This window comes from Pseudomonas sp. BN415, from assembly GCF_029871195.1.
Taxonomy (GTDB): domain Bacteria; phylum Pseudomonadota; class Gammaproteobacteria; order Pseudomonadales; family Pseudomonadaceae; genus Metapseudomonas; species Metapseudomonas resinovorans.
In genome coordinates this window covers 102,173-123,455 of the sequence record NZ_SSOK01000028.1, presented here as the reverse complement: position 1 = coordinate 123,455, position 21,283 = coordinate 102,173, and the positions used below count along the sequence as shown (strand labels likewise).

18 protein-coding genes and 1 pseudogene are annotated in these 21,283 nt (G+C 63.1%); 6 read left to right on the top strand and 13 right to left on the bottom strand.

What is annotated here, in order from left to right; translation table 11 throughout:
• Positions 1 to 4: 4 nt before the first annotated feature.
• The 3 genes and pseudogenes from E8F20_RS08120 (at position 5) to E8F20_RS08110 (ending at position 2,991) form a co-directional block, all read left to right on the top strand.
• Entirely contained in the window at positions 5 to 694 is a 690-nt protein-coding gene (locus E8F20_RS08120; protein ID WP_280283301.1) for an ABC transporter permease subunit, read from the top strand.
• A gap of 199 nt (positions 695 to 893) precedes the next feature.
• Positions 894 to 1,561 (top strand): annotated as a pseudogene (locus E8F20_RS08115) (transposase).
• 170 nt (positions 1,562 to 1,731) lie between these two features.
• Positions 1,732 to 2,991 carry a cystathionine gamma-synthase family protein gene (locus E8F20_RS08110; RefSeq protein ID WP_280283300.1) on the top strand — a complete coding sequence of 420 codons (1,260 nt, stop codon included), beginning with the start codon at positions 1,732 to 1,734 and terminating at the stop codon, positions 2,989 to 2,991.
• Between the two features lie 426 nt (positions 2,992 to 3,417).
• Here the strand turns inward: E8F20_RS08110 and E8F20_RS08105 are convergent, their stop codons facing one another.
• The 11 genes from E8F20_RS08105 to E8F20_RS08055 all read right to left on the bottom strand — a co-directional run bounded on the left by E8F20_RS08105 (position 3,418) and on the right by E8F20_RS08055 (position 13,216).
• Positions 3,418 to 4,503: an AI-2E family transporter gene (locus E8F20_RS08105; protein ID WP_280283299.1), complete on the bottom strand. Its 1,086-nt coding sequence runs from the start codon at positions 4,501 to 4,503 to the stop codon at positions 3,418 to 3,420.
• Between the two features lie 99 nt (positions 4,504 to 4,602).
• Positions 4,603 to 5,406, bottom strand: a complete 804-nt coding sequence (locus E8F20_RS08100; protein WP_280283298.1) for a DUF4892 domain-containing protein — start codon at positions 5,404 to 5,406, stop codon at positions 4,603 to 4,605.
• A 159-nt stretch (positions 5,407 to 5,565) separates the two neighbouring features.
• Complete coding sequence (locus E8F20_RS08095) at positions 5,566 to 6,429, bottom strand: alpha/beta fold hydrolase (RefSeq protein WP_280283297.1); 864 nt, start codon at positions 6,427 to 6,429, stop codon at positions 5,566 to 5,568.
• The gene (locus E8F20_RS08090; RefSeq protein WP_280283296.1) at positions 6,426 to 7,232 is read right to left on the bottom strand and encodes an alpha/beta hydrolase; all 807 of its coding nucleotides are present in this window, start codon (positions 7,230 to 7,232) and stop codon (positions 6,426 to 6,428) included. The genes E8F20_RS08095 and E8F20_RS08090 overlap by 4 nt, the downstream gene beginning before the upstream one ends.
• 85 nt (positions 7,233 to 7,317) lie before the next feature.
• On the bottom strand, positions 7,318 to 7,968 hold the full coding sequence (locus E8F20_RS08085) for a LysE family translocator (RefSeq protein ID WP_280283295.1): 651 nt from the start codon (positions 7,966 to 7,968) through the stop codon (positions 7,318 to 7,320).
• A gap of 42 nt (positions 7,969 to 8,010) precedes the next feature.
• The gene (locus tag E8F20_RS08080; protein ID WP_280283294.1) at positions 8,011 to 8,814 is read right to left on the bottom strand and encodes an AraC family transcriptional regulator; all 804 of its coding nucleotides are present in this window, start codon (positions 8,812 to 8,814) and stop codon (positions 8,011 to 8,013) included.
• Positions 8,815 to 9,086: 272 nt separating this feature from the next.
• On the bottom strand, positions 9,087 to 9,533 hold the full coding sequence (locus tag E8F20_RS08075; protein WP_280283293.1) for a hotdog fold thioesterase: 447 nt from the start codon (positions 9,531 to 9,533) through the stop codon (positions 9,087 to 9,089).
• 50 nt (positions 9,534 to 9,583) lie between these two features.
• A complete protein-coding gene (locus tag E8F20_RS08070) occupies positions 9,584 to 11,251 on the bottom strand; it encodes an AMP-binding protein (RefSeq protein ID WP_280283292.1) in 1,668 nt (555 codons plus the stop codon).
• A gap of 105 nt (positions 11,252 to 11,356) precedes the next feature.
• On the bottom strand, positions 11,357 to 11,821 hold the full coding sequence (sixA, locus tag E8F20_RS08065; RefSeq protein ID WP_280283291.1) for a phosphohistidine phosphatase SixA: 465 nt from the start codon (positions 11,819 to 11,821) through the stop codon (positions 11,357 to 11,359).
• Entirely contained in the window at positions 11,818 to 12,165 is a 348-nt protein-coding gene (locus E8F20_RS08060; protein WP_280283290.1) for a DUF4389 domain-containing protein, read from the bottom strand. Before E8F20_RS08060 ends, sixA begins: the two co-directional genes overlap by 4 nt.
• A gap of 28 nt (positions 12,166 to 12,193) precedes the next feature.
• Complete coding sequence (locus tag E8F20_RS08055) at positions 12,194 to 13,216, bottom strand: NAD(P)H-dependent glycerol-3-phosphate dehydrogenase (RefSeq protein ID WP_280283289.1); 1,023 nt, start codon at positions 13,214 to 13,216, stop codon at positions 12,194 to 12,196.
• Between the two features lie 324 nt (positions 13,217 to 13,540).
• Between E8F20_RS08055 and E8F20_RS08050 the strand changes: the two genes are divergently transcribed.
• The 3 genes from E8F20_RS08050 to fabB all read left to right on the top strand — a co-directional run bounded on the left by E8F20_RS08050 (position 13,541) and on the right by fabB (position 17,450).
• Entirely contained in the window at positions 13,541 to 15,448 is a 1,908-nt protein-coding gene (locus E8F20_RS08050) for an ATP-binding protein (protein WP_280283288.1), read from the top strand.
• 257 nt (positions 15,449 to 15,705) lie between these two features.
• Entirely contained in the window at positions 15,706 to 16,221 is a 516-nt protein-coding gene (gene fabA, locus E8F20_RS08045) for a 3-hydroxyacyl-[acyl-carrier-protein] dehydratase FabA (RefSeq protein WP_028629409.1), read from the top strand.
• A gap of 11 nt (positions 16,222 to 16,232) precedes the next feature.
• Entirely contained in the window at positions 16,233 to 17,450 is a 1,218-nt protein-coding gene (fabB, locus tag E8F20_RS08040; RefSeq protein WP_280283287.1) for a beta-ketoacyl-ACP synthase I, read from the top strand.
• 56 nt (positions 17,451 to 17,506) lie between these two features.
• Here the strand turns inward: fabB and mddA are convergent, their stop codons facing one another.
• Together mddA and E8F20_RS08030 are read right to left on the bottom strand one after the other, a co-directional pair.
• Complete coding sequence (gene mddA / locus E8F20_RS08035; protein ID WP_280283286.1) at positions 17,507 to 18,280, bottom strand: methanethiol S-methyltransferase; 774 nt, start codon at positions 18,278 to 18,280, stop codon at positions 17,507 to 17,509.
• Positions 18,281 to 18,374: 94 nt separating this feature from the next.
• Positions 18,375 to 21,197, bottom strand: coding sequence for a PAS domain S-box protein (locus E8F20_RS08030; protein ID WP_280283285.1), 2,823 nt, complete (start codon positions 21,195 to 21,197; stop codon positions 18,375 to 18,377).
• Between the last annotated feature and the right edge of the window lie 86 nt (positions 21,198 to 21,283).

Below are 21,283 nucleotides of genomic sequence, written 5' to 3'. Positions count from 1 at the left end.
TTATATGAGTGTCTCGTGGATTTTCGACTACTGGCCGCTTCTGCTGTGGGGAGCTGGGCAAACGCTTGCCTTACTTGTCATCTCAATTGGTCTTGGCTTCCCGTTGGCAATCGGCATTGCACTTCTGCGTGTTGGTCAGAATCGTCCACTTAGGATGTTGGCTAATGCTTATTGCACTTTTTTTCGCGGCACCCCACTGCTTATTCAGCTTTGGCTGCTTTACTACGGTATCGGCTCGCTTCTCCCGATGATTCCCGGTCTGCGCGGCAGCTTTATTTGGCCAGTTCTAACCGAAGGTTTTTTCTTTGCCGCTCTTAGTTTTACCCTCAACTATGCAGCTTATGAGGCTGAGGTGTTGCGCGGCGCCCTATGTTCTGTACCAAAAGGTGAACTGGAGGCTGCGCGCGCCTTTGGTATGCCGAAGGGAAAGGTAACTCGTCGTATTTGGTTGCCACGTGCGATCCGTAATGTGCTTCCGGTGCTAGCGGGTGGAGTGGTTCTACAGCTCAAAGCTACGCCACTCGCATTCACTGTAACGGTAATGGATTTATACGCTGTGGCTTACAAAGTGCGGCAGGATACCTTGCTCGTCTACGAACCATTACTTGTGGTTACTGCATTCTTCATCTTTGTGGCCATCATCATTAATCATCTGTTTCAACGTATCGAAACGCAAATCCCTATGCGCCGCTAACGGACGTTACTCTGATCTACGTGGAGAAGTTTACTATGAATAACTGCAATGGCGTGCCTGCTTGCCTGCCGACTATAATTCAACTCGACATACTCGCTGGACAAATCCAAATGTTCGAGTACTTGCAAACCTGTTGAAGGTGTCCGGATGTTGTGTAACCGGCTAATGAGCCACACTATCGCTCTGAACCGTAGACACCATAAGCAAGACGCCACACCCCATCACCGGCGAGCTGCTGGCTCAGCTCCTAGCCAACCACCAGAAACCTGAAGACCTGATCGGTGCCGACGGCATCCTCAAGCAACTGACCAAGAAGCGAGTCGAACGTGCACTGGATGCCGAGCTGACCCACCACCTGAGCCATAGCAAGCATCAGCCGGCCAGCAATCCAACTGGCAACACCCGCAACGGTTTCCGCAAGAAGAAACTAAAGGCCGAGTTCGGCGAGCAGCCCATCGAAGTGCCTCGCGACCGACATGGCCCCTTCGATCCGCAGATTGTCGAGAAACACCAGTCCCGCTGGGCGGGGTTCGACGACAAGATCCTCTAGCTGTATGCCCGCGGCATGGCTATCTGCCGATTGGCCAGTCCTGGCGGTGCAATTGGCCACGTATCACGCCGCTCTTTGACTTCCCGCCAGAGATTCGCAAGGTGATCTACACCACCAACGCCATCGAATCGGTGAACATGAGTCTGCGCAAAATCACCAAGAATCGCGGCTCGTTTCCCAGCGGCGAGGCGCTGCTGAAACTGTTCTACTGGGCACTACGCAACTTCAGAAAGAAATAGACGATGTCGATCCGTGACTGGAAGACGGCGTTGACGCGCTTTACGATCAGCGACGAAGGCAGTCTGCCGCAGCAGTAACCCAAACCCCGGGTACACAAATTTCTGCACACCCTCTGTGTAGGAGCCATTAAAAAACATACTACTTAGCCCCTGATTACATCGTTTTTCAGTTCGCTGCCGTCTCCCTATAGTCCCTGCAGACCGACCCACGGGTCAGTGAAGTCATCTCAGTGTTGCGGGAACCGGATATGAACAAGAAAGTGGAAGTCGAGCGGAATAGCATCGCCAGCGTCGAGACCCGAGTAGTTTGGGGCGGTGAGCAGGTCCAGCATCCGTACAATGCGACCCAGACTCCAATCGTGGTCAGCGCGGCCTATGGCTATCAGGACATTGATGTCTGGTACGACGTCGCCTTGGGCAAACAGCCGGGCTACATCTACAGCCGCATGAGCAACCCCACGGTAGCAACGCTGGAGGCCAAGCTTTGCGATCTGGAGCAGGCGGAGTCGGCGGTCGCATTCAGCAGTGGCATGGCAGCCATCAGTGGTGTACTGCACACTTTCCTGACAAGCGGCATGCGCGTGGTCTCGACCCGCGACAGCTACGGCGGCACCAATAAGATCTTCGAGGAGTTCCTGCCGCGCATAGGCGTGCAGGTCTGTCTATGTGACACCCTGGACACTGAGGCCATCGAGCGGGAAATCTCCACTGGATGTGACCTGCTCTATCTGGAAACACCGACCAATCCGACCCTGAAGGTGCTGGACATCCAGCGCCTAGCCGCTGTGGCCAAAAAGGCCGGTGCTCTGGTGGTGGCCGACAACACCTTCGCCACGCCTCTGAACCAGAATCCCCTGACGTTGGGTGTCGACATTGTGGTGCACAGCGCCACCAAGTTCCTGTCCGGCCATGGCGACGTGCTTGGCGGCGTCGTTTGCGGCGCCGAATCGCTAATGGGGCAGGTGCGTCACTATCGCGAAATCAACGGCGCGTCACTGGATCCATTCTCGGCCTATTTGATCATTCGCGGGATCAAGACACTGGCATTGCGCGTGCGCCAGCAGCAGGCGAGCGCCCAGGCGCTGGCTGAGTACCTATGCGGTGAGCCGCTGGTGGAGGCGGTCAACTACCCCGGTTTGCCCCAGCACCCCGGACATGCGATCGCCCGTGCGCAAATGCGCAACTTCGGCGCCATCGTCAGCTTTGTGCTCAAAGGCGGCATGGAGACTGTCGTGCGGCTGCTGCCGCGCCTGAAGTACGCCCATCGGGCCGGCAATCTGGGGGCCGTGGAAACCATCTATGGTCCGGCGCGCACCACCAGTCACGTGGAGAACACCTTAGAGGAACGCTTGGCCCTTGGAATATCCGAAGGGCTGGTGCGGATCTCCGTGGGCATCGAGGACACCGCCGACCTGCTGGCGGATCTCGCACTGGCTTGCGCCGCGGTGCGCGAGGAACTGGCCAGGGAGGCTGAAGCGATGGTTCGCCACCCCGAACCAGAGGTCTGATACCTGTCTAGCGGCGCCTGGCCCTCGGCGGGCGTCGATTCATGAAATTGAACAACAAGATGCCAAGGCAATTTGATTCGTTCTGCCCAAACGTAGGCCGTAGGAACCGCTTCGCCAGACAACGATCCAAAACGGGTCTTCGCTCATCACGACGCGCCGTTGATGGCGCGGCATCGGAAGACAATGACTGCGGCCCCCCATCGCGCGCTCCATTTCGGGTAGGAAAGTTTCTTCTCCGGAGCCATGGGACAACTGGGTTTCCCCTGCCGAGTAAACACCCACGTTCGTAGAACGTGGACTTGACCATGGCTCCCTACCAGGGAACATCGCGGATGCAGCCGGGCTACTGACAATCCGGCTTCATCCTGTACATCAGGGATGTTCGATCGTCACAGGCAGAGCCGATGACTCATGGCCACCGCCCCCTCAGGACGGCTGATCCTCCTGCACCTTGGTCGTCGGCGGAACCACCACCTGCGGCTGCGCATCGCCGATCCAGTCCGAGATCAGGCTGTAGGCCACCGCCAGCAGGGTGGGACCGAGGAACAGCCCCATGAAGCCGAAAGCAAGAATGCCGCCGAATACCCCGAGCAGTACCACCACCAGCGGGAGATTGCCGCCCCGGCTGATGAGATAGGGCTTCAGCACGTTGTCCACGCCGCTGATGACGAACATGCCCCAGATACCGAGGAATATGGCGTAACCATAATCGCCATGCCAGACCAGCCAGGCGGTGACCGGCCCCCACACCAGTGGTGGCCCCATGGGGATAAGGCTGAGGGCGAAGGTGACGATAGCCAGCACGAGCGCACCGGGAACGCCGACAATCCAGAAGCCGATCAGCGCCAGCACGGCCTGGGCTGCGGCCGTACCGATCACGCCGTTGACCACCCGCTGAACAGTGCCGGCCACCAGTGCCAGGTAATGCTCGGCACGGTCGCCAATCAACCGCTCCAGGCCACGTTCGACGAACAAGGCCATGCGCGGGCCATCGCGATAGAAGAAGAACACCAGCACCAGGCTAAGCACCAGCTCGACGATGCCGCCACCGATCTGCGCGCTACGCGCCAGTATCCAGTTGCCGGCCTGCCCCATATAAGGCTTGAGACTGGCGAAAAATGCCGCTCCCTGGGCATCGATGGAATGCCAGACTCGCACCAGACGCTCACCCACCAGGGGGATCTCCAGCAGCCAATCCGGCGGCGGCGGCAACCCTTCCATTTGCACATTCTTCACCAGTTCGGTGGCGTCGCGCACATGCTCGGCCAAATTGCCCAGCAGCCAGGCCAGGGGCAATGCCACCAGCACCATCCATCCCACCGTGAGCACACCCGCGGCGGCGGTTTCGTGGCCCTTCATCAGGTTGCACAGCAGGCGCATCAGCGGCCAGCTGGCAAAGGCCAGCACGGCAGCCCAGAACAGCGCCGAGACAAAGGGCGCCAGCACCCAGAGGCAGGCGCCGAGCAAGGTCAGCAGGAGTATCTGCACCAATAGGCGATCGTTGTTCAGCATCCCTGAATCACTCCGGCGAGCAGATAAGAAAGACCGTGCCTGCCAGACCGCATTGCGTGACCGGCAAGCACAAGCATAGAGACTGATCCTGACCGTTTCTCAGCGCAGAAGGTTCAGGTGCAGGCCAGGGTCCTTGCCTTCGCCCAGTTCCAGCCGAGCAGCACGCACGCCCTGCCCCACCAGCGCTTCGCGCCAGGCCTCTGCACCCGCGCCGGCCAGGCTGATGCGCAAGGTGCTGTCGAGGTTGAGGCAGCGCCCCAGCAGTGTGGCCCAGGCGACCGACGGCTCGCTTGGTAGGCGCGCCAGGTGCAGCTCGCCACTGCTTTTGAGCTCACGCATCAGGGTATCGGGTGTGGGCAGCAGTTCGCCCAGGGGCGTGCCGGCATCCAGTTGCTCGGCATACAGGTAGGCCCGGCGGTTGCCCCGGGTGATGCTGTAGAGGGCCAGAAGGCTGTCCTGGTGCGGTTCGGCCAGACGCAGCAGCAGGTAGGCCTGTTGCTCATCAGGGCCATACAGTTTTGCGTTTCCAAAGATTGAATTGGCCCAGAGGCTGCTGGAGCCGCAGTCGCGTCCCTGGCACCAGTAGAGCAGCTCGGCACCATTGGCCAGCAGGTCCTTTCGGGCGCGGTCGAAGGCGTCGGCCGAACTGTGGCCGGCGGGGAGGCGATACGTCACCGAGGTCTGCCGCCCTTCTACTTCAACCTTGCGCTCCATGCGCAACCTGTTGCTGATGCGGCGGATGGAGCTTTGCGGGAAGACCCGCTCCTGGTCCGGACGCTCCTGGAAATCGACGATTTCGGCGTGGGGGAAGCGCGGCAGCGCTGCCAGGTCGTGGCTGCCAGGCGGATCAGCAGCCTGAGCGGATGCTGCCAGCAGCAAGCCGGCAAGAAGGGTGAGGCGCATGCGCGTCCTTATCGATAGTTCCTGGAGTGAGCAGTCTGGACCAGCTTTCGGGCCTTTTCCTGCCGATTGCCACGGATTGAGCCGCGCCGCACAACGGTTTCGACCATCCCGCTGCTCGCTGATCAAAAACCGCCAGCCTTCCCGGTTGGCAGGTTCAAGTCAAGGAATCGCGAAGAAGGGATTGAAACAGTCTGCTACCGCCTGGGCACCGGCCTCGTCATCCAGGTGCAGGTGATGTTTGCCAGGCAAGCGATGCACGTCGAATGGCAACCCCTCCAGCAGGCCGGCGAACTTGGGCTCCATATGCAGCAGCCCTTCCTCCGCCAGCACCAGCATGGAGGGGCACTTCACCGCGTGGGCAAAGGCCAGCGCATGGGCACGGGTCAGGCGAAGCGGCGACGGCAGGGTGAGTCGGCTGTCGGTGCGCCAGGTGTAGCCTCCAGGCACCGGCATCAGGCCGCGCTCGGCAAGCAGTTCAGCGGCCTCGCGGCTGACCCCTCCAGTGCCACGCATGCGCGCCTCGACGGCTCGGTCGATAGCGGCGTAGACCGGCTTGCGCTTGCCCACCAGCGCCAGTTGCGCGCGCAGCGCCTCACCCAGCTTGGTCGGCGCCTGCTCGGCCTCGCCGGTGTAGGGCATCAAGCCATCGATCAGGGCCAGGCGCTCGACCCTGTCGGGCATGGCACCGGCCAGCATCACCGAGACGATAGCGCCCATGGAGTGGCCGAGCAGGGAAAACCGCTCCCAGCCCAGTTGCTCGGCCACCAGCAGCACATCAGCGGCATAGTCCCACAGCAGGTAGCTGGCCCCCGGTGCGCGGTGGGCGGATAGTCCGTGGCCGGCGAAGTCGAGGGCGACGATGCGCAGCCCCGGCAAGCGCGGCGCCAAGCGGGCGAAGCTGTTGGCGTTGTCCAGCCAGCCGTGCAGGGCTATCACCGGCTGGCCGTCTTCGGGCCCGTAGAGGTGCGCCGCCAGTTCGATGTGGGGCAGGTTGAGGCGGATTTCTTCGACCTGGGCAGTCATGCGCTGGCCTCCTGACGGCGGCCGTCCCAGCGGCCGAATACGGACTTGAGTAGCTCGGCGGTTTCCTGCGGGCGTTCCAGAGGGAACATATGCCCACCGGGCAGCAACAGGTATTCCCCTTGCGGTACCCGCTTCAACAACCGCGCATGGTGCGGCAACACCACTTTGCTGTGGCGTCCGCGCACCAGCGCCAAAGGCACCTTGAGCTGCTGCGGACGGCCCGGCGTGCGGTGCGGCACGCTGCGGTAGATGCTGATTTCCGTGGCGGCGTCGAATTTCAGCCGCAGGCTTTCGCCCTGGCGTGCCAGTCCATGCTGGACATAGGCGTCCAGGCACTCGGGGTCGAAACGGCGGAACAGGGTCTTGCCGGCAAAGTAATCACGGGCCTCGTTGAAGTCACCGAACTCCTCGCGACGGCCCAGGGTGCGGCCGGCCGGGGTGATGCGGTCGATAAAGCCAAAGCGCTTGGCCGCACGGATGACGATGCGATCGGCAAGGGTCAATACCGGGGAGTCCAGCATCACCACGCCGCGATAGAGGTCGGGCCGAAGGAGCGCGGCATGGTAGTGCAGCACGCCGCCGAGCGAATGACCCAGGCCCCAGACCGGATCGCTGCGTCTTTCCAGGTGGTGGATCAATTCGCCCACTAGATTCTCCCAATTGTCGTTCACCGGGAAACGCGGGTCGTGCCCGTGCTGTTCCAGGTGTTCGACGCGGTAGTCCGGGGCCAGGGCGGCGAAGAGCTTGCCGTAGGTGGCCGAAGGAAAGCCGTTGGCGTGGGCGAAGAAGATAGTGTGCGACATGGCGTCCAGCTCGTCGGGGAATGCGGAGGATTCTCCGGCAGCCTCGTTCACGCGGCAATGACTGTAACCGCCAGTGATGATGGCGCTACTGCCATAACCCCGGTGCCAACAGCCGCCCGACTATGGCCAACGCCACCAGCAGGAACACCAGCCCGCAGGCCAGATCGATGGCCGGCGCGACGCGCAGAAGGCGCTGCTGGGCGCTGCCACGGGTCAACGCCAGGCCCAGCACGCTGAACCAGGCCAGCCCCATGCCGAAAAGGATGCCGGCGGCACCGAGCTTGCCGGCAACGGACATATCCGCCGGAATCAGCCCAGATAGCAGCGCGAGAAAGAACACCAACGCCTTCGGATTGAACAAGTTGGTGGCCAGCCCGCGCAGCCAGGGCCCCAGGGCCGAGGGCGGCAGCGCACTGGCCAGTTGCCCATTGGCGCCCTCCCCGCGCTGGAACCAGCTGCGCACGGCACCGACGCCGAGCCAGCCGAGGTAGCTGGCGCCGAGCAGTTGCAGCAGATCGAACAGCAGCGGCGAACGACTGAGCAACAGCGCCACGCCGGTCAGCACCAGGGTACCGTGAACGAGGATGCCGCAGGCCAGGCCCAGTGCGCTGATTAGCCCGGCTCGACGCCCTTGATGCACGGCGGTGCGAACGACTAGCGCGACATCGGGGCCGGGACTGACCAGGGCGACGGCGAACACGGCCGCCAGCGACAGCAAGACGGAAGTCTCCTGCATGGATGTTCTCCAGGATCGTGAGGATTCAGCGGTGATGACAGATCAGCGGTTGCGCAGCTTGGCCGGCGGCACGCCGTAGGTGCGGCGGAACAGCCGCGAGAAGTGCGCCTGGTCGTAGAAGCCCAGGTCCAGCGCCACTTCGCTCAGAACCTCGCCGCGCAGCACCCTTGGCAGGGCGCGCTCCAGGCGCAACTGCGTCAGCCACTGGTGAGGCGGCAGTCCGCATTGGCGGTTGAAGCGGCGCAACGCCTGCCAGGGGCTGAGGCCGCAGAACGCGGCCAGCTCCTCCAGCGAGGGCGGTGCATCGAGACGCGACTCCAGCCACTCCCGCAAGCGCGCCCAGGTGCGGGCATCGAAGCCATGCTCCGGCTCACGGATGCGTAGCGTGGAACCCTGCCCCAGCAGGTTGGCCAGGGTCGGCCAGAGCTGGCTTTCCTGCTCCAGCCGCGAGCCCTGGGCTAGCGCACCGTGCAACGCTTGCAACTGTCCACGCAGTGTGGCGTCGCGAAGAATACTGGTGGTCAGACGCGGCGCGCCCTGGCGCTCATCACTCAGACTGCGGCTGGCGTCGTCCAGCCATTGCGGGTCGAAAGCCAGCACGCGGATCTGATAGCTCTGGCCATCGACTCCGGCACCATCGTGGATCTGCTCCGGCGCCATCAACAGCACGTCCCCGGTGTCGGCCTGATGGCTTTCACCCTGGTGCAGGTAGCGTTGCCGACCACGCACCACCAGCCCCAGGTGGTACTCCAGATGGAAGTGCCGGGGAAAGGCGAAGTGCTGGTACTGGGCGTCGATCAGGCGGACGCCCGGCAGGCAGCTGGGGATGTGGTTGGTCTGGTCCATGGGCGTCACTTTACTCCGCGACGCCGTGCGCTTCTTGGACAAAATTGCGGAAGGATTGGTCCCGAGTGCCGTAGGGTGGAAATCGCTTTTCATTTCCACCGTCCGATGCCCGCCCATGCTCCGATGGGGGATCGGTGAAGCGTGATCCACCGTTGTAGCTGTGACGATTGAAATGCACCGATTAGCAGCATGAAGCCTGAAGTTCTGTAGGAGCGAGCTTGCTCGCGAACAGCCCGAGCACGATCTTTCGCGAGCAAGCTCGCTCCTACATGTCAGCCGCGCCGCGGCGGCTCGGCGCCGAGGGGCACGATAGCCATGGTCAGACGGGAAATGCAGCTGGGTTTGCCGTCTTCGCCCGAGAGCCGGATGTCCCAGACATGGGTTGTCCGGCCCAGGTGCACCGGGCGGGCGACAGCCGTGACGCGGCCACTACGCAGGCCTCGCAGGTGGTTGGCGTTGACCTCCAGCCCCACGCAGTAGAAACGCGCGGTATCGATGCACAGGTAACTGGCGGTGGAGCCCAGGGTTTCCGCCAGCACCACTGAGGCGCCGCCGTGAAGCAGGCCGTAGGGTTGATGGGTGCGCGGGTCGACCACCATGCTGGCGGTCAGCGATTCTTCGTCGAAGGCCTCGAAGCGGATGTCCAGGCCTTCGCCAATGGTGTTCGTCAGGGTTTCGTTGAGGTGAGCGAGATCGGGGATTTGTCGCCACAGGCCCATGGGGTCACTCCTTGTGGGAGGCCGGGACGAAGCGTCCCGGCCCGGCTGGATCATTCGTGCCAGACAACCGCTTCCTGGCGTTCGAGCCATTCTGGGAAGCGCTTGCCGTAGGCATCTTCCACCATGTTTCGTTTGATCTTCAGCGTCGGGGTGAGGAAGCCGTTGTCCACCGCCCAGACTTCCTTGACCAGCACCAGCCCCTGCAGGCGTTCGTGCTTGTCGAGGTCGCCGTTGACCTCCTCCAGCAGGTTGCGCAGGCTGACTTCCAGCTCGGCGCGGGCACTGTTCGCCGCCTCCTGCCGACCAACATCGGACAGCACGCAGAGGGCCATGGGCTGGGGCAGGCCATCACCCACCACGCAGACCTGTTCGATGCGCGGATGCACGGCGAGGCGATTTTCGATGGGCGCCGGCGCCACGTACTTGCCCTTGCTGGTCTTGAAGATTTCCTTGATGCGACCGGTCAGGCGCAGGTTGCCGTCGGCGTCCTGCTCGCCCTTGTCGCCGGTACGCAGGAAGCCGTCTTCGGTGATGGTCTCGGCCGTGCGTTCCGGGTCCTTGTAGTAACCCTGCATGGTGGCGCCGCTGCGCACCTGCACTTCGCCCTCCTCACTGATCCGGACCTCCACGCCGGGGCTGTTCTGGCCGATCCAGCCGGGCTTGTGCCGACCCTTGAGGCACAGGTGGGAATAACCGCAGTTCTCGGTCATGCCATACACCTCCGCGACCTCCAGGCCGAGGCGCTTGTACCAGTTCAGCAGCGCACCGGGCACTGGCGCGGCGCCGCATAGGGCATTGCGCACGGCATCCAGGCCGAGGCCAGCCAACACCTTGCGGCCGACGATGCGACCGATGACAGGCAGCCGGAGCAGGCGATCGAGCTTTGCCGCCGGCATCTTCGAATAGACGCCCATCTGGAACTTGGTCCAGATACGCGGCACACCAAAGATCGCGGTGGGACGGGCACGGCGCAGGTCATCGAGGAAGGTTTCCAGACTCTCGGCGAAGAACACCGTCTGCCCGGCGTAGAGCGACCCCATCTCCACGAACATCCGCTCAGCCACGTGGCACAGCGGCAGGTAGGACAGCAAACGGTCGTCCTCTCCGGTCTGGAACAGTTCCACGCCATGGCCGGCAGCGAAGGCGAAGTTGCTGAAATTGTGCATGACGCCCTTGGGCGTACCGGTGGTCCCGGAGGTATAGATGATGGTGGCGAGCTGATCCGGGGCGCCCTTGGGGCTGTCCTGGATTGGGTTGACGGCCTGCAGGTCGGCCCAGCTGAAGTCGAACTCACCCGCCGGGTGAATTGGCAGTGCGATGGTCGGCACGCCCTGGGGCACACCGCTGGCCATGGCTGCCCAGTCATCGAGCTTGCCGATGAATGCAAGGGCCGACTCGGAATGCTCCAGCACCTGGTGCACCGACTCGGCGGTGAGGTTGGGATAGAGGGGAACGGAAACGTGGCCAGCCATCCAGATGGCGAGGTCGGCAACGATCCAGTGGGCACAATTCTTGGAAATGATTGCGATACGGCTGCCCTGGGGCAGGTCGCGCCCCCGCAGCCAGCTGGCGGCCCGACGGGCCTGCTCGCCCACATCGGCCCAGGTCAGCTCCTCGATCCGTCCGCCGCCAAGCGGCTGGACCAGGTAGCACGTATTCGGGTGACGGGCTTCACGCTCGAAAAACATTTCAAGCGGCAAACGGACTGCATCAGCCACAGGGCCTCCTCCTTTGTTCTTTTTTTAGGGGACAACCAAGCACTTGCTTGGTCGACTATTCCACGCACCTGGGAGGAGGCGCAAGTTAAGAAATGTTGCGAATCGTCAGTGATGGCGAACGTGATGGACGGCGCGCAGGGACATGAGACCGGGGACCAGCAGGTCACCCTCCAACTCGGCCAGACTGGCAGTGCCCATGGGCAGCGGCTCCTGGCGATGGCCGTGGATCAGCAGACCGGCCAGTTCGCTGACGAAGGGATTATGGGTGACCAGCAACAGGTCCTGCTCGCTGCGTTCGGCGAGGAAGTCGAGCGCCTCTCGCGGGTCGCTGTCCGGGGTCAGCCAGGGCGCAGTGCCAACGGCACCGCTGAAGGCCAGGGCATCACGAACCAGTTCAGCGGTCTGCTGCGCCCGCACATAAGGGCTGGCCAAAATGGCGCCCAGCGGCTGCCCGGCGAGTTGGGCGGCACTGTGCAGCACGTCCTTGCGACCGTGGCGCGTCAGCTCGCGCTCGGCATCGGTCCGGGCGCGGGGTTCAGCCTCGCCATGGCGCAGCAGCCAGAGCCTCACAGCTTGGGCTCTTCGTCGCGCACCGGGTGAGCAGCTGGCGGCACCGCATGGGGCGCCTCGCCTTCGGCAGCACGAGCCTCGGGCCAATCGGCGAAGGGCCAGGGTTTCTCCTCGGTGTTGAAGGTGCCGAAACGGCCAATCTGAGCCAGGTACTGGCTCAGGCTGTCGCCGAACGACAGCAGGCCGGCGTTGGGTGCACCGTAGAAGGCGCGGTAGCCCAGTTGCAGCAGGACCACGGCACCCAGCACGATTTCAGCCAGTTGCCAGACGATGACGAAGATCAGCATCCACAGGACGCGCAGCAGGATGTGCTCGCGCTGCAGGTCTTCGCGCTCTTCATTCATGGGGAATCTCCTTGTCCGAAAGTGTGAATCAAAAGCCGGTGGTTGGAATGAAGTCTACGTCGGTCTTGGGCTCGCCGCGCATCAGCAGCTCGATCACCTGGGCCAACGTACGTCCTTCGAAAAGTATGGCATGCAGCCCCGCGACTAGCGGCATGTAGACCTGCAGCTCCTCGGAACGACTCTTGAGAACCTTGAGGGTGTTGACGCCCTCGGCCACCTCGCCCAGACGTGAAACCGCGTCTTCCAGGGACAGGCCCTCGCCCAGGGCGTAACCCACTTGGTAGTTGCGGCTCTTGGGGGAGGAACAGGTGACGATCAGGTCGCCCACACCGGCCAGGCCCAGGAAGGTCATGGGGTTGGCGCCAAGCTTGACGGCAAAGCGGGTCATCTCCGCCAGGGCGCGGGTGATCAGCATGCTCTTGGTGTTCTCGCCCATATCCAGGGCGGCAGCCATGCCGGCGATGATGGCGTAGACGTTTTTCAGCGCACCGCCCAGCTCGACACCGAAGCGGTCCTGGCTGGCGTAGACGCGGAAGGTACGGCCATGCAGGGCGGACTGTACCCGTTGGCAGAGCTCGGCATCCTCGCTGGCAACCACCGTGGCAGTCAGCGCGTGGTCGGCGATTTCCTTGGCCAGGTTGGGGCCGGAAATCACGCCAATGCGCGCATCCGGTGCCACTTCTTCGAGAATCTGGCTCATCAGCTTGAAGCTTTTCGCCTCGATGCCCTTGGTGGTGCTGACCAGAAGCTTGCCGGTCAGTTGCCCGGACACCGGCTCCAGCACCGGTCGCAATGCACTGGACGGCACGGCAACGAAAACCAGCTCGCAATCGGCAAGCACGGCGGGCAGATCGGTATCCGGCTCGACGCCGGGGTGGATCTTCACACCCTTGAGGTAGCGTGGGTTCTCCCGCAGGGTTCGGATCGCCTCGGCCTGTTCGGGGTCGCGCATCCAATGGCGCACGCGCTGGCCATTCTCGGCCAGCAGGTTGGCGATGGCGGTGCCGAAGCTGCCGCCGCCGAGCACCGCGACGGGTTGCTGTTCAGTCATAACGGGTCCATGTAGGCCAAAGGGATGGCGAATCCACGCATTATACGGAGGCGCCGTCTACCGGCCAGCGTCAATCCAGAGCCATCGCGCTGGCAAAGCGATCATCCTCGGTTAAGATGCCGCAGTTCTCTGACGTCAAGGTTGCCGCATTCGCGCCCCAGCAACCGCCGCGTATCAAAAAATCCCCCAGCATTGGGGCATAACAAGACTAAAGTTCCAACATAGATTCACCTCACGGACGCCCCCGCACCGAGGCAAAAGGAAGATGTGCCTACCCTCCCCCCGATCGCCGAACTCTCCCGCCGCTGAAGGAGAGCCGCGCCTATGACCTTGCGGCATCGCTGGGACATCCACACCCGCACCCAACTGATCAGCCTCGGCCCGGCACTGCTACTGACCTTGCTGCTCACCGGATTTTTCACCTTCGCCCGTCTGCAGGACCTGCGCCAGGAGCTGAACCACACTGGCCAGTTGATCGCCAGCCAGCTCGCACCAGCAGCGGAGTACGGCGTGGTCACCGGCAACCTGGAGGTGTTGGAAGGCTTGCTCCAGGCCAGCCTGGGCACGCCCCATGTGCGTTTTCTCGAAGTGCGCGACCGCGCCGACAATATCCTGGTCTACCTGGAGCAGCAGGACCGCATCGAGAAGAGCGGCGCGCAAGTGGAGGTTTTCCACGCGCCCATCGTCCAGCAGCAGATGCACCTGCAGGCGCAGCGCACCCTGGCCAGGGGAGACAGCCGCAGCAACGACGGCAACTACCTGGGCCGCGTAGTCGTGGGCATGTCCAACGACGCCTTCAGCAGCCGCCAGCAGGAGATCCTCCTCAAGGCCACTGTGCTCGCGTTCATGGCCCTTCTCCTCACCTTCCTGCTCGCGCGCCGCCTGGCCACTCGCCTGTCGCAACCCATCAGCGCGATGGGCGACGCGGTCAAGGCCATCCAGGACGGCAACTACGACGCCAGCCTCCCCGTGGTAGACGACAGTGAACTGGGCGACCTCGGCCGCCACATCAACAACCTCGCCAGCGGCCTGGAACAGGCCAGTCGCGAACAGCAGCAGGCAATGGGTCAGCTGATCAAGGCACGCGAGGAAGCAGAAATGGCAAACAGGGCCAAATCCGACTTCCTGGCGATGATGAGTCACGAACTGCGCACCCCCATGAATGGCGTGCTGGGCATGCTCCAGCTGCTGGAAACCACGGAGATGACCGAGGAACAGACGGAGTACGCGGCGCTGGCCACCGAGTCCACCGAGCACCTGCTCAAGGTGATCAACGATATCCTCGACTTCTCTCGCATCGAACGCGGCGCCCTGGAGCTGGAACGCATTCCCTTCAACTTGCTGGACCTGATCCTAGGTTCGGTGCAAGTGTTCCAGCACAGTGCCCAGCAGCGCGGATTAGTCCTGACGCTGGACACCCAGGGCGGCCTGGAGCGGGTCGAGGCGCAGGGCGACCCGACGCGTCTACGGCAGATCCTGGTCAATCTGGTAGGCAATGCCCTGAAATTCACCGAAGAAGGTGGCATCAAGGTCGTAACCCGCTGGCAGGCGCTAGACAGCGAAGTGCTCTGGCTCACCTGTGCCGTGCACGACAGCGGAATCGGCATCCCCCCCGACCGTCTGGAGCATATGTTCGATGCGTTCCAGCAAGCCGATCACTCGATCTCCCGCCGCTATGGCGGCACCGGCCTTGGCCTGCCCATCGCCCGCACCCTGGCCGAACGCATGGGTGGCACGCTGCGGGCTGAAAGTCATGAAGGTTCGGGCTCGGTCTTCACGCTGGAAATTCCCCTGCCTTTCCGTCCCGAGGGAGCCGAAACGCTCACCAATCAGGCACACGCCCCCAGTGAAGGCAGCGGTCAGCACGTGCTGCTGGTGGAGGACAACCCGGTGAACCAGACCGTGATAGAGGCCATGCTGCGCAGCCTCGGCTACCAGGTGAGCCTGGTGGGCGACGGTGCGCAAGCCGTACACCAGACGTCACGCCACCACTATGCCGCTATTCTCATGGACTGCCGCCTGCCGGTGCTGGATGGCTATGAAGCCACGCGCCAGATTCGCCAGATGAATGGCGGCGCAACGCTGCCGATTATCGCCCTCACCGCCAACGCCCTGCAGGGCGACCGCGAGGCCTGTCTGGCCGCCGGCATGAATGACTACCTGGCCAAGCCCTTCAAGCGCGCCGACCTGCTGCGGGTGATGCAGCGCTGGCTGAGCAAACCGTCGGACTGAAACGATTGATGCTGTTTCCAGACATTCGTCGAGTCTTCCGGGATGTTAAAGTGCACCACGCTTTGCGAGCGGGATGCCCCTGTCGCGCCCTTTGGGCGGGTCAAGGTCACTCAGGTGAACGACTGTGCTCGCCACTCTGTGACTTTCACCGCAACGCAACAGTCTATGACTAGTCTGCCAACTGCCCCCCTACAACGGCCATGGCAGAAGGATGAATGCAAAGCCCTGTGCCACACGGGGACCATTGAGGAGCTCGCATGACCAAACAAAACGCCTATTCCCGGGAAGACCTGCTGCGCTGCAGTCGCGGCGAGCTGTTCGGCCCTGGTAATGCGCAACTGCCCGCCCCCAACATGCTGATGATCGACCGCATCGTGCATATCAGCGAGACCGGCGGGAAGTACGGCAAAGGCGAGATCGTCGCCGAGCTCGATATCAATCCTGACCTGTGGTTCTTCGCCTGTCACTTCGAGGGCGATCCGGTCATGCCCGGCTGCCTCGGCCTCGATGCCATGTGGCAGTTGGTCGGCTTCTACCTCGGCTGGCAGGGCAATCCTGGCCGCGGCCGCGCCCTCGGCTCCGGCGAAGTCAAGTTCTTCGGCCAGGTCCTGCCGTCCGCGAAAAAGATCACCTACAACATCCATATCAAGCGCACTATTAATCGTTCGCTGATCCTCGGCATCGCCGACGGCACCGTTGCCGTCGATGGCCGCGAGATCTACAGCGCCGAAGGCCTGCGCGTCGGCCTGTTCACCTCTACCGACAGCTTCTGAAGGACATCCGCATGCGTCGCGTCGTGATCACTGGCCTGGGCATCGTTTCCTGCCTGGGCAATGACAAAGCCACCGTCTCCGACAACCTGCGCGCCGGCCGTGCCGGCATTCGCCATAACCCCTCCTATGCGGAGATGGGTTTGCGCAGCCAGGTGTCCGGCTCCGTCAACCTGAACCTGGAAGAGCTGATCGATCGCAAGATCTTCCGTTTCATGGGCGATGCCGCTGCCTACGCCTACCTGGCCATGCAGCAGGCCATCGAAGACGCCGGCCTGAGCGCAGAGCAGATCTCCAACCCGCGCGTTGGCCTGATCGCCGGCTCCGGCGGCGCTTCGACCGTCAACCAGATGGAAGCCATCGACACCCTGCGTGAAAAGGGCGTCAAGCGTATTGGCCCATACCGTGTGACCCGCACCATGGGCAGCACCGTATCTGCCTGCCTGGCCACCCCCTTCCAGATCAAGGGCGTGAACTTCTCCATCTCCTCGGCCTGCGCCACCAGCGCACACTGCATTGGCCAGGCCATGGAGCAGATCCAACTGGGCAAGCAAGACATGGTCTTCGCTGGCGGCGGTGAAGAAGAACATTGGAGCCAGAGCTGCCTGTTCGACGCCATGGGCGCCCTCTCCACCCAGTACAACGAAACCCCGGAGAAGGCCTCCCGCGCCTACGACGCCAAGCGTGACGGCTTCGTCATCGCCGGTGGCGGTGGCATGGTGGTGGTCGAGGAACTGGAGCACGCGCTCAAGCGTGGCGCCAAGATCTACGCCGAAATCGTCGGCTACGGCGCGACCTCTGACGGCTACGACATGGTCGCCCCGAGCGGCGAAGGCGCCATCCGCTGCATGCAGCTGGCGCTGTCCACCGTCGACACCCCGATCGACTACCTGAACACCCATGGCACCTCCACTCCGGTAGGCGACGTGGCGGAAATCCGCGGCGTGCGCGCAGTGTTCGGCGACAAGGCCCCGGCCATCAGCTCCACCAAGAGCCTGTCCGGCCACTCCCTGGGCGCCGCCGGCGTACAGGAAGCCATCTACTGCCTGCTGATGATGGAAGGCAAGTTCATGGCCGGTTCAGCCAACATCGACGAACTGGATCCGGAAGTCGCTGACCTGCCGATCCTGCGCGAGACCCGCGAGAACGCCAAGGTCGACACCGTGATGTCGAACAGCTTCGGCTTCGGTGGCACCAACGCCACCCTGGTGCTGCGCCGCTTCAACGGCTGACGGCTGTTTCGCAACGAAGAAAGGGCGCCATTGGCGCCCTTTCTGTTTTCTGCGGTTCAGGCCGCTTCGCGACCGTGTTCAGCTTTGTCCCGGCCACCCATACGCGGCAGCAGCATGGGCACCTGGCGCCGATAGTCGGCGTATTCAGGGTGCGCCCGCAGCAGGTCGCGTTCTTCCAGCTGAATGGCCGCCAGGATGTAGATGCTGGTCAGCACCGCGAACAGCAGATGGGCCGCGCTCATGGTCGGAGTGGCCCAGAAGCACAGGAACCAGCCCAGGTAGAGCGGATGGCGCACCAGCTTGTAGGCGCCCGGAGTCTTGAATTCCAACTCGGTGTAGGGCTTGCCCAGCAGGTTCAGCCAGACCTGGCGCAGGCCGAACAGATCGAAGTGGTTGATCAGGAGGGTGGCGTAGAGCACCAGCGCCCAACCGAAGCCGAAGATCGCGCCCATCACCAGGCGGCCCGAACGGTTTTCGATGTTCCAGATTTCACCGCCCAGGGGTTGCCAGTAGCTGTACAGCAGGATCAGCGCGAGACTGGAAAACAGAACATAGGTGCTGCGCTCAGCCGCCGGTGGTATCCACTGCGTCCACCAGGCCTTGAAGGCCGGGCGGGCCATCAGGCTGTGCTGTACGGAGAAGATGGCCAGCAGCACCACATCGATTCCAAGGGCGATCCAGAACGGCAGGCGCGGCTCACCATCCAGGGTTCGCGGCGCGAACGGCAGGTTGGCGATGAAGCCGATGGAATAGACGAAGGTGGCCAGGAAGATCAGGTAGCTGATCAGGCCGTAGAAGAAAATCGAACTGCGCTTGAAGTAAGTGAACATGATGCGCTCCTGCCTCGGGTTCTGGTCGGCGGAATCGCCCCGCCTTGGACACCAGCTTCGTCCCGTCCTGTATCAGCCCTATGGCTGGCAGCGCTCAGTTTGTTTCGGCTTTGTATCCGCTCCTCGGACTGCCCAGCCAGGCCTGCAACAGTTGGTGCAGGCGCTGCTGGTTCAGGGGTTTGGTCAACAGTGCCTTGACGCCCTGCTGCTGCACCTCGCTCTCCAGCAGGGAGTCGCTGAAACCGGTGTAAAGCACGATGGGCAGGTCGGCGCGAGACGCCAGGAGGCGCCGCGCCAGTTGCAGGCCAGAGAGACGCGGCATGCTCTGGTCGAGAATGATGAAGTCCCAGGCGTAAGGGTCGGCACAGAGCAGCAGGCTGGCCTGCTCCGCATCGCAGAAGATGCCGGACTCCAACCCCCAGCCCTCCAGCAGTTCGCCCATGAACTCGGCTACCGTAGCGTCGTCGTCCACCACGGCTACCCGCCCCTGCAAGGCGGAACGCAATTGTGGGCGCTCGGCGGCCGGTGCGACTGCAGCGTCCGCGTTCGACGCCGGGCCATGGGCCGGCATCAGCACACGGAAGGTGGCACCCTGCCCCGGCGCGCTGTCCAGATGAATATGGCCGCCATACTCATGGACGATGCCGTGCACCATGGAGAGGCCCATGCCACTGCCCTGACCGCTGGCCTTGGTAGAGAAGAACGGCTCGAATATCTGTGCCCGCAGCGCCGGATCGATCCCCGGCCCACTGTCGCTGACGGTAAGCGCCACGAAGTGTCCCGCGATCCGCTGCTGGCACGAGGCACAGACGCCCGCCAGTTCCTGCTGTGCCAGACCCACCCGCAACTGCCCGACGCTGCCCATGGCGTCGCGGGCATTGATGCAGAGATTCATCAGCACCTGCTCCAGCTGCACAGGATCGGCCAGTACGCGGGGCAAGTCGTGGCCCAGCTGCACCTCCAGCTCGACCGTGGCCGGCAGGGTGGACTCCACCAGGCGGATAAAGTCCCCCAGCAGCAAGTCCAGCGCCACCACCTGCGGTTTGCCGCGGCTGCCCCGGCTGAAGGTGAGCATCTGCTGGATCAGGTCGCGAGCCTTCTCCGCCGAGCGCTGAACCCGCGACAGGTACTTGCACAGGCGTTCATCACTGTCCTGCTCCGCCAGCTCCTGGGCCATCACCGTGTAGCCCAGCATGCTGGTCAGCAAGTTGTTGAAATCGTGGGCAATGCCGCCCGTCAGGTGCCCGATGGCCTCCATGCGCTGAGCCTGACGTAGCTGCTGCTCCAAGCGGGCACGTTCCTCTTCAGCCTGGGTACGTTCGGTGATGTCGCGCAAATAACAGATAAAGCGCGGCCCCTCATCACCCGGGACCTGGGTCAGGGCCAGCTCGGCGGCAAACTCTTGGCCATCGGCGCGCTGCGCCACCACCTCCATGCGCTTGCCGAGGAATGCGCCATGGCCGGTCTGCACGTAGTGCTCCAGTGCATGTTCGTAGGCATCGCGGAAACGCGGCGGGATGATCAACTTCAGTAGCGAATGCCCCAGCGCCTGCTCACGACTGATGCCAAAGCACTGCTCGGCCGCCGGGTTGAAGGCCAGCACGCGCCCGGCCTCGTCCATGCTGATGAAGCAGTCCAGGGCAGTGTTGGTGATGGCCCGGTACTGCAGCTCGCTGGCGCGCAGGGCCTGCTCGGCCTCCTTGCGCTGGGTAATCTCGCGGGTGATGCCCAGGATGCGGTCAACGCCGCCAATGGTGACACGCTTCAGCAGCACTTCATCCCAGTGCAGGCTTGCGTCGCGATTGCGTCGATGCCATTCGAAGCGCTGCACCTCGCCGGCCGCGGCGCGGGCCAGGTAACCCGCCGCGTCCTTGCCGGTGTACGGGGCGTAGCCGGCGCTGAAGGCATCGATGTCCAGCTTGAGCATTTCCTCGTAGCTGTAGCCATAGGCGCGACAGGCCTTGGGATTGACGTCCACCAGGGCGCCACTCTCGATGTCGTGGACGAAGATGGCGTCTTCGGAGTTGTTGAAAATCGCCCGGTAGCTGGCTTCCGCTTCCAGCCGCTCGATTTCCGCGGCGGCCCGCACCGAGAAAATCCGCAGCACGGACTCCACCCTGTCACGATCGCTCATCGTCCCCAGCCGGCCAGCGGCAATCAGGCCCAGCGGCCGGCCATCACTGGCAAAGAGCGGGTAGCCGGCATAACTGTCGACACCGAAAGCGGCCAGCACTTCGTCACTGGGGTAGGAACAGCGCAGGTCGCGAGGCACGAAGTGGAAACTGCGACCGAATACTTCGGCACAAGGCGTCCCCTTCAGGTCATAGGTAGCGTTCTGGTGCAAGCGTCCTTCGTAGTAGAGCGCCAGCGTGGTGAGGCATTGCGGCCCCTGGTCGCTGATGCGACTGACAAAGGCAAAGTCGGCATTCAGGGAGCGCACCATGTAGCGGGCAATGGCCTCGAACACTTCGTTGCCAGTGGCGGCCGAAACCCCCAGCGCAACAAACCGCAGCACCTCTTCCAGGCTCTTGCGTGAGCTGATATCAGTGGAAATGCCACAGATGGCGCTGACACGCCCTTCACCATCGAAGAGAGGGAATTTGTTCGACAGATAGGTGCGGATACCGCCGCCCATGGGCACCTGTTCCTCGAACTCCAGCTCATGGCCGAGCTGGGCCACACGCACGTCGTTGGCGCGCAGCACATCGGCCATTTCCCTGGGAAAGAAATCGTGGTCGGTATGCCCCAGCACACGCTCCGCGCGGACCTTGAACAACCGCTCGAAGGCCCGGTTGACCAGGACCAGGCGGCCGTCGAGGTCCTTCACGTAGATCACCGCACTGCTGTTATCGACAATCTGCCGCAAGCGATGCTCTTCGGCACTGACGGCGAAGCGGCTGGTCAGAGGCTGGCTCACCGGTAAGCCCTCCGGAGGTAGCGGACAGCCTGAGTATAGAGACAGCCGGGCCACGCCCGGAGGGCCCCGGAGCCATTGAAACAATT

Excerpts from the sequence above, each read along its gene's own strand:
- E8F20_RS08120 (WP_280283301.1), top strand. The coding sequence starts at position 5 with ATGAGTGTCTCGTGGATTTTCGACTACTGGCCGCTTCTGCTGTGGGGA.
- E8F20_RS08110 (WP_280283300.1), top strand. The coding sequence starts at position 1,732 with ATGAACAAGAAAGTGGAAGTCGAGCGGAATAGCATCGCCAGCGTCGAG.
- E8F20_RS08105 (WP_280283299.1), bottom strand. The coding sequence starts at position 4,503 with ATGCTGAACAACGATCGCCTATTGGTGCAGATACTCCTGCTGACCTTG.
- E8F20_RS08100 (WP_280283298.1), bottom strand. The coding sequence starts at position 5,406 with ATGCGCCTCACCCTTCTTGCCGGCTTGCTGCTGGCAGCATCCGCTCAG.
- E8F20_RS08095 (WP_280283297.1), bottom strand. The coding sequence starts at position 6,429 with ATGACTGCCCAGGTCGAAGAAATCCGCCTCAACCTGCCCCACATCGAA.
- E8F20_RS08090 (WP_280283296.1), bottom strand. The coding sequence starts at position 7,232 with ATGTCGCACACTATCTTCTTCGCCCACGCCAACGGCTTTCCTTCGGCC.
- E8F20_RS08085 (WP_280283295.1), bottom strand. The coding sequence starts at position 7,968 with ATGCAGGAGACTTCCGTCTTGCTGTCGCTGGCGGCCGTGTTCGCCGTC.
- E8F20_RS08080 (WP_280283294.1), bottom strand. The coding sequence starts at position 8,814 with ATGGACCAGACCAACCACATCCCCAGCTGCCTGCCGGGCGTCCGCCTG.
- E8F20_RS08075 (WP_280283293.1), bottom strand. The coding sequence starts at position 9,533 with ATGGGCCTGTGGCGACAAATCCCCGATCTCGCTCACCTCAACGAAACC.
- E8F20_RS08060 (WP_280283290.1), bottom strand. The coding sequence starts at position 12,165 with ATGAATGAAGAGCGCGAAGACCTGCAGCGCGAGCACATCCTGCTGCGC.
- E8F20_RS08055 (WP_280283289.1), bottom strand. The coding sequence starts at position 13,216 with ATGACTGAACAGCAACCCGTCGCGGTGCTCGGCGGCGGCAGCTTCGGC.
- E8F20_RS08050 (WP_280283288.1), top strand. The coding sequence starts at position 13,541 with ATGACCTTGCGGCATCGCTGGGACATCCACACCCGCACCCAACTGATC.
- fabA (WP_028629409.1), top strand. The coding sequence starts at position 15,706 with ATGACCAAACAAAACGCCTATTCCCGGGAAGACCTGCTGCGCTGCAGT.
- fabB (WP_280283287.1), top strand. The coding sequence starts at position 16,233 with ATGCGTCGCGTCGTGATCACTGGCCTGGGCATCGTTTCCTGCCTGGGC.
- mddA (WP_280283286.1), bottom strand. The coding sequence starts at position 18,280 with ATGTTCACTTACTTCAAGCGCAGTTCGATTTTCTTCTACGGCCTGATC.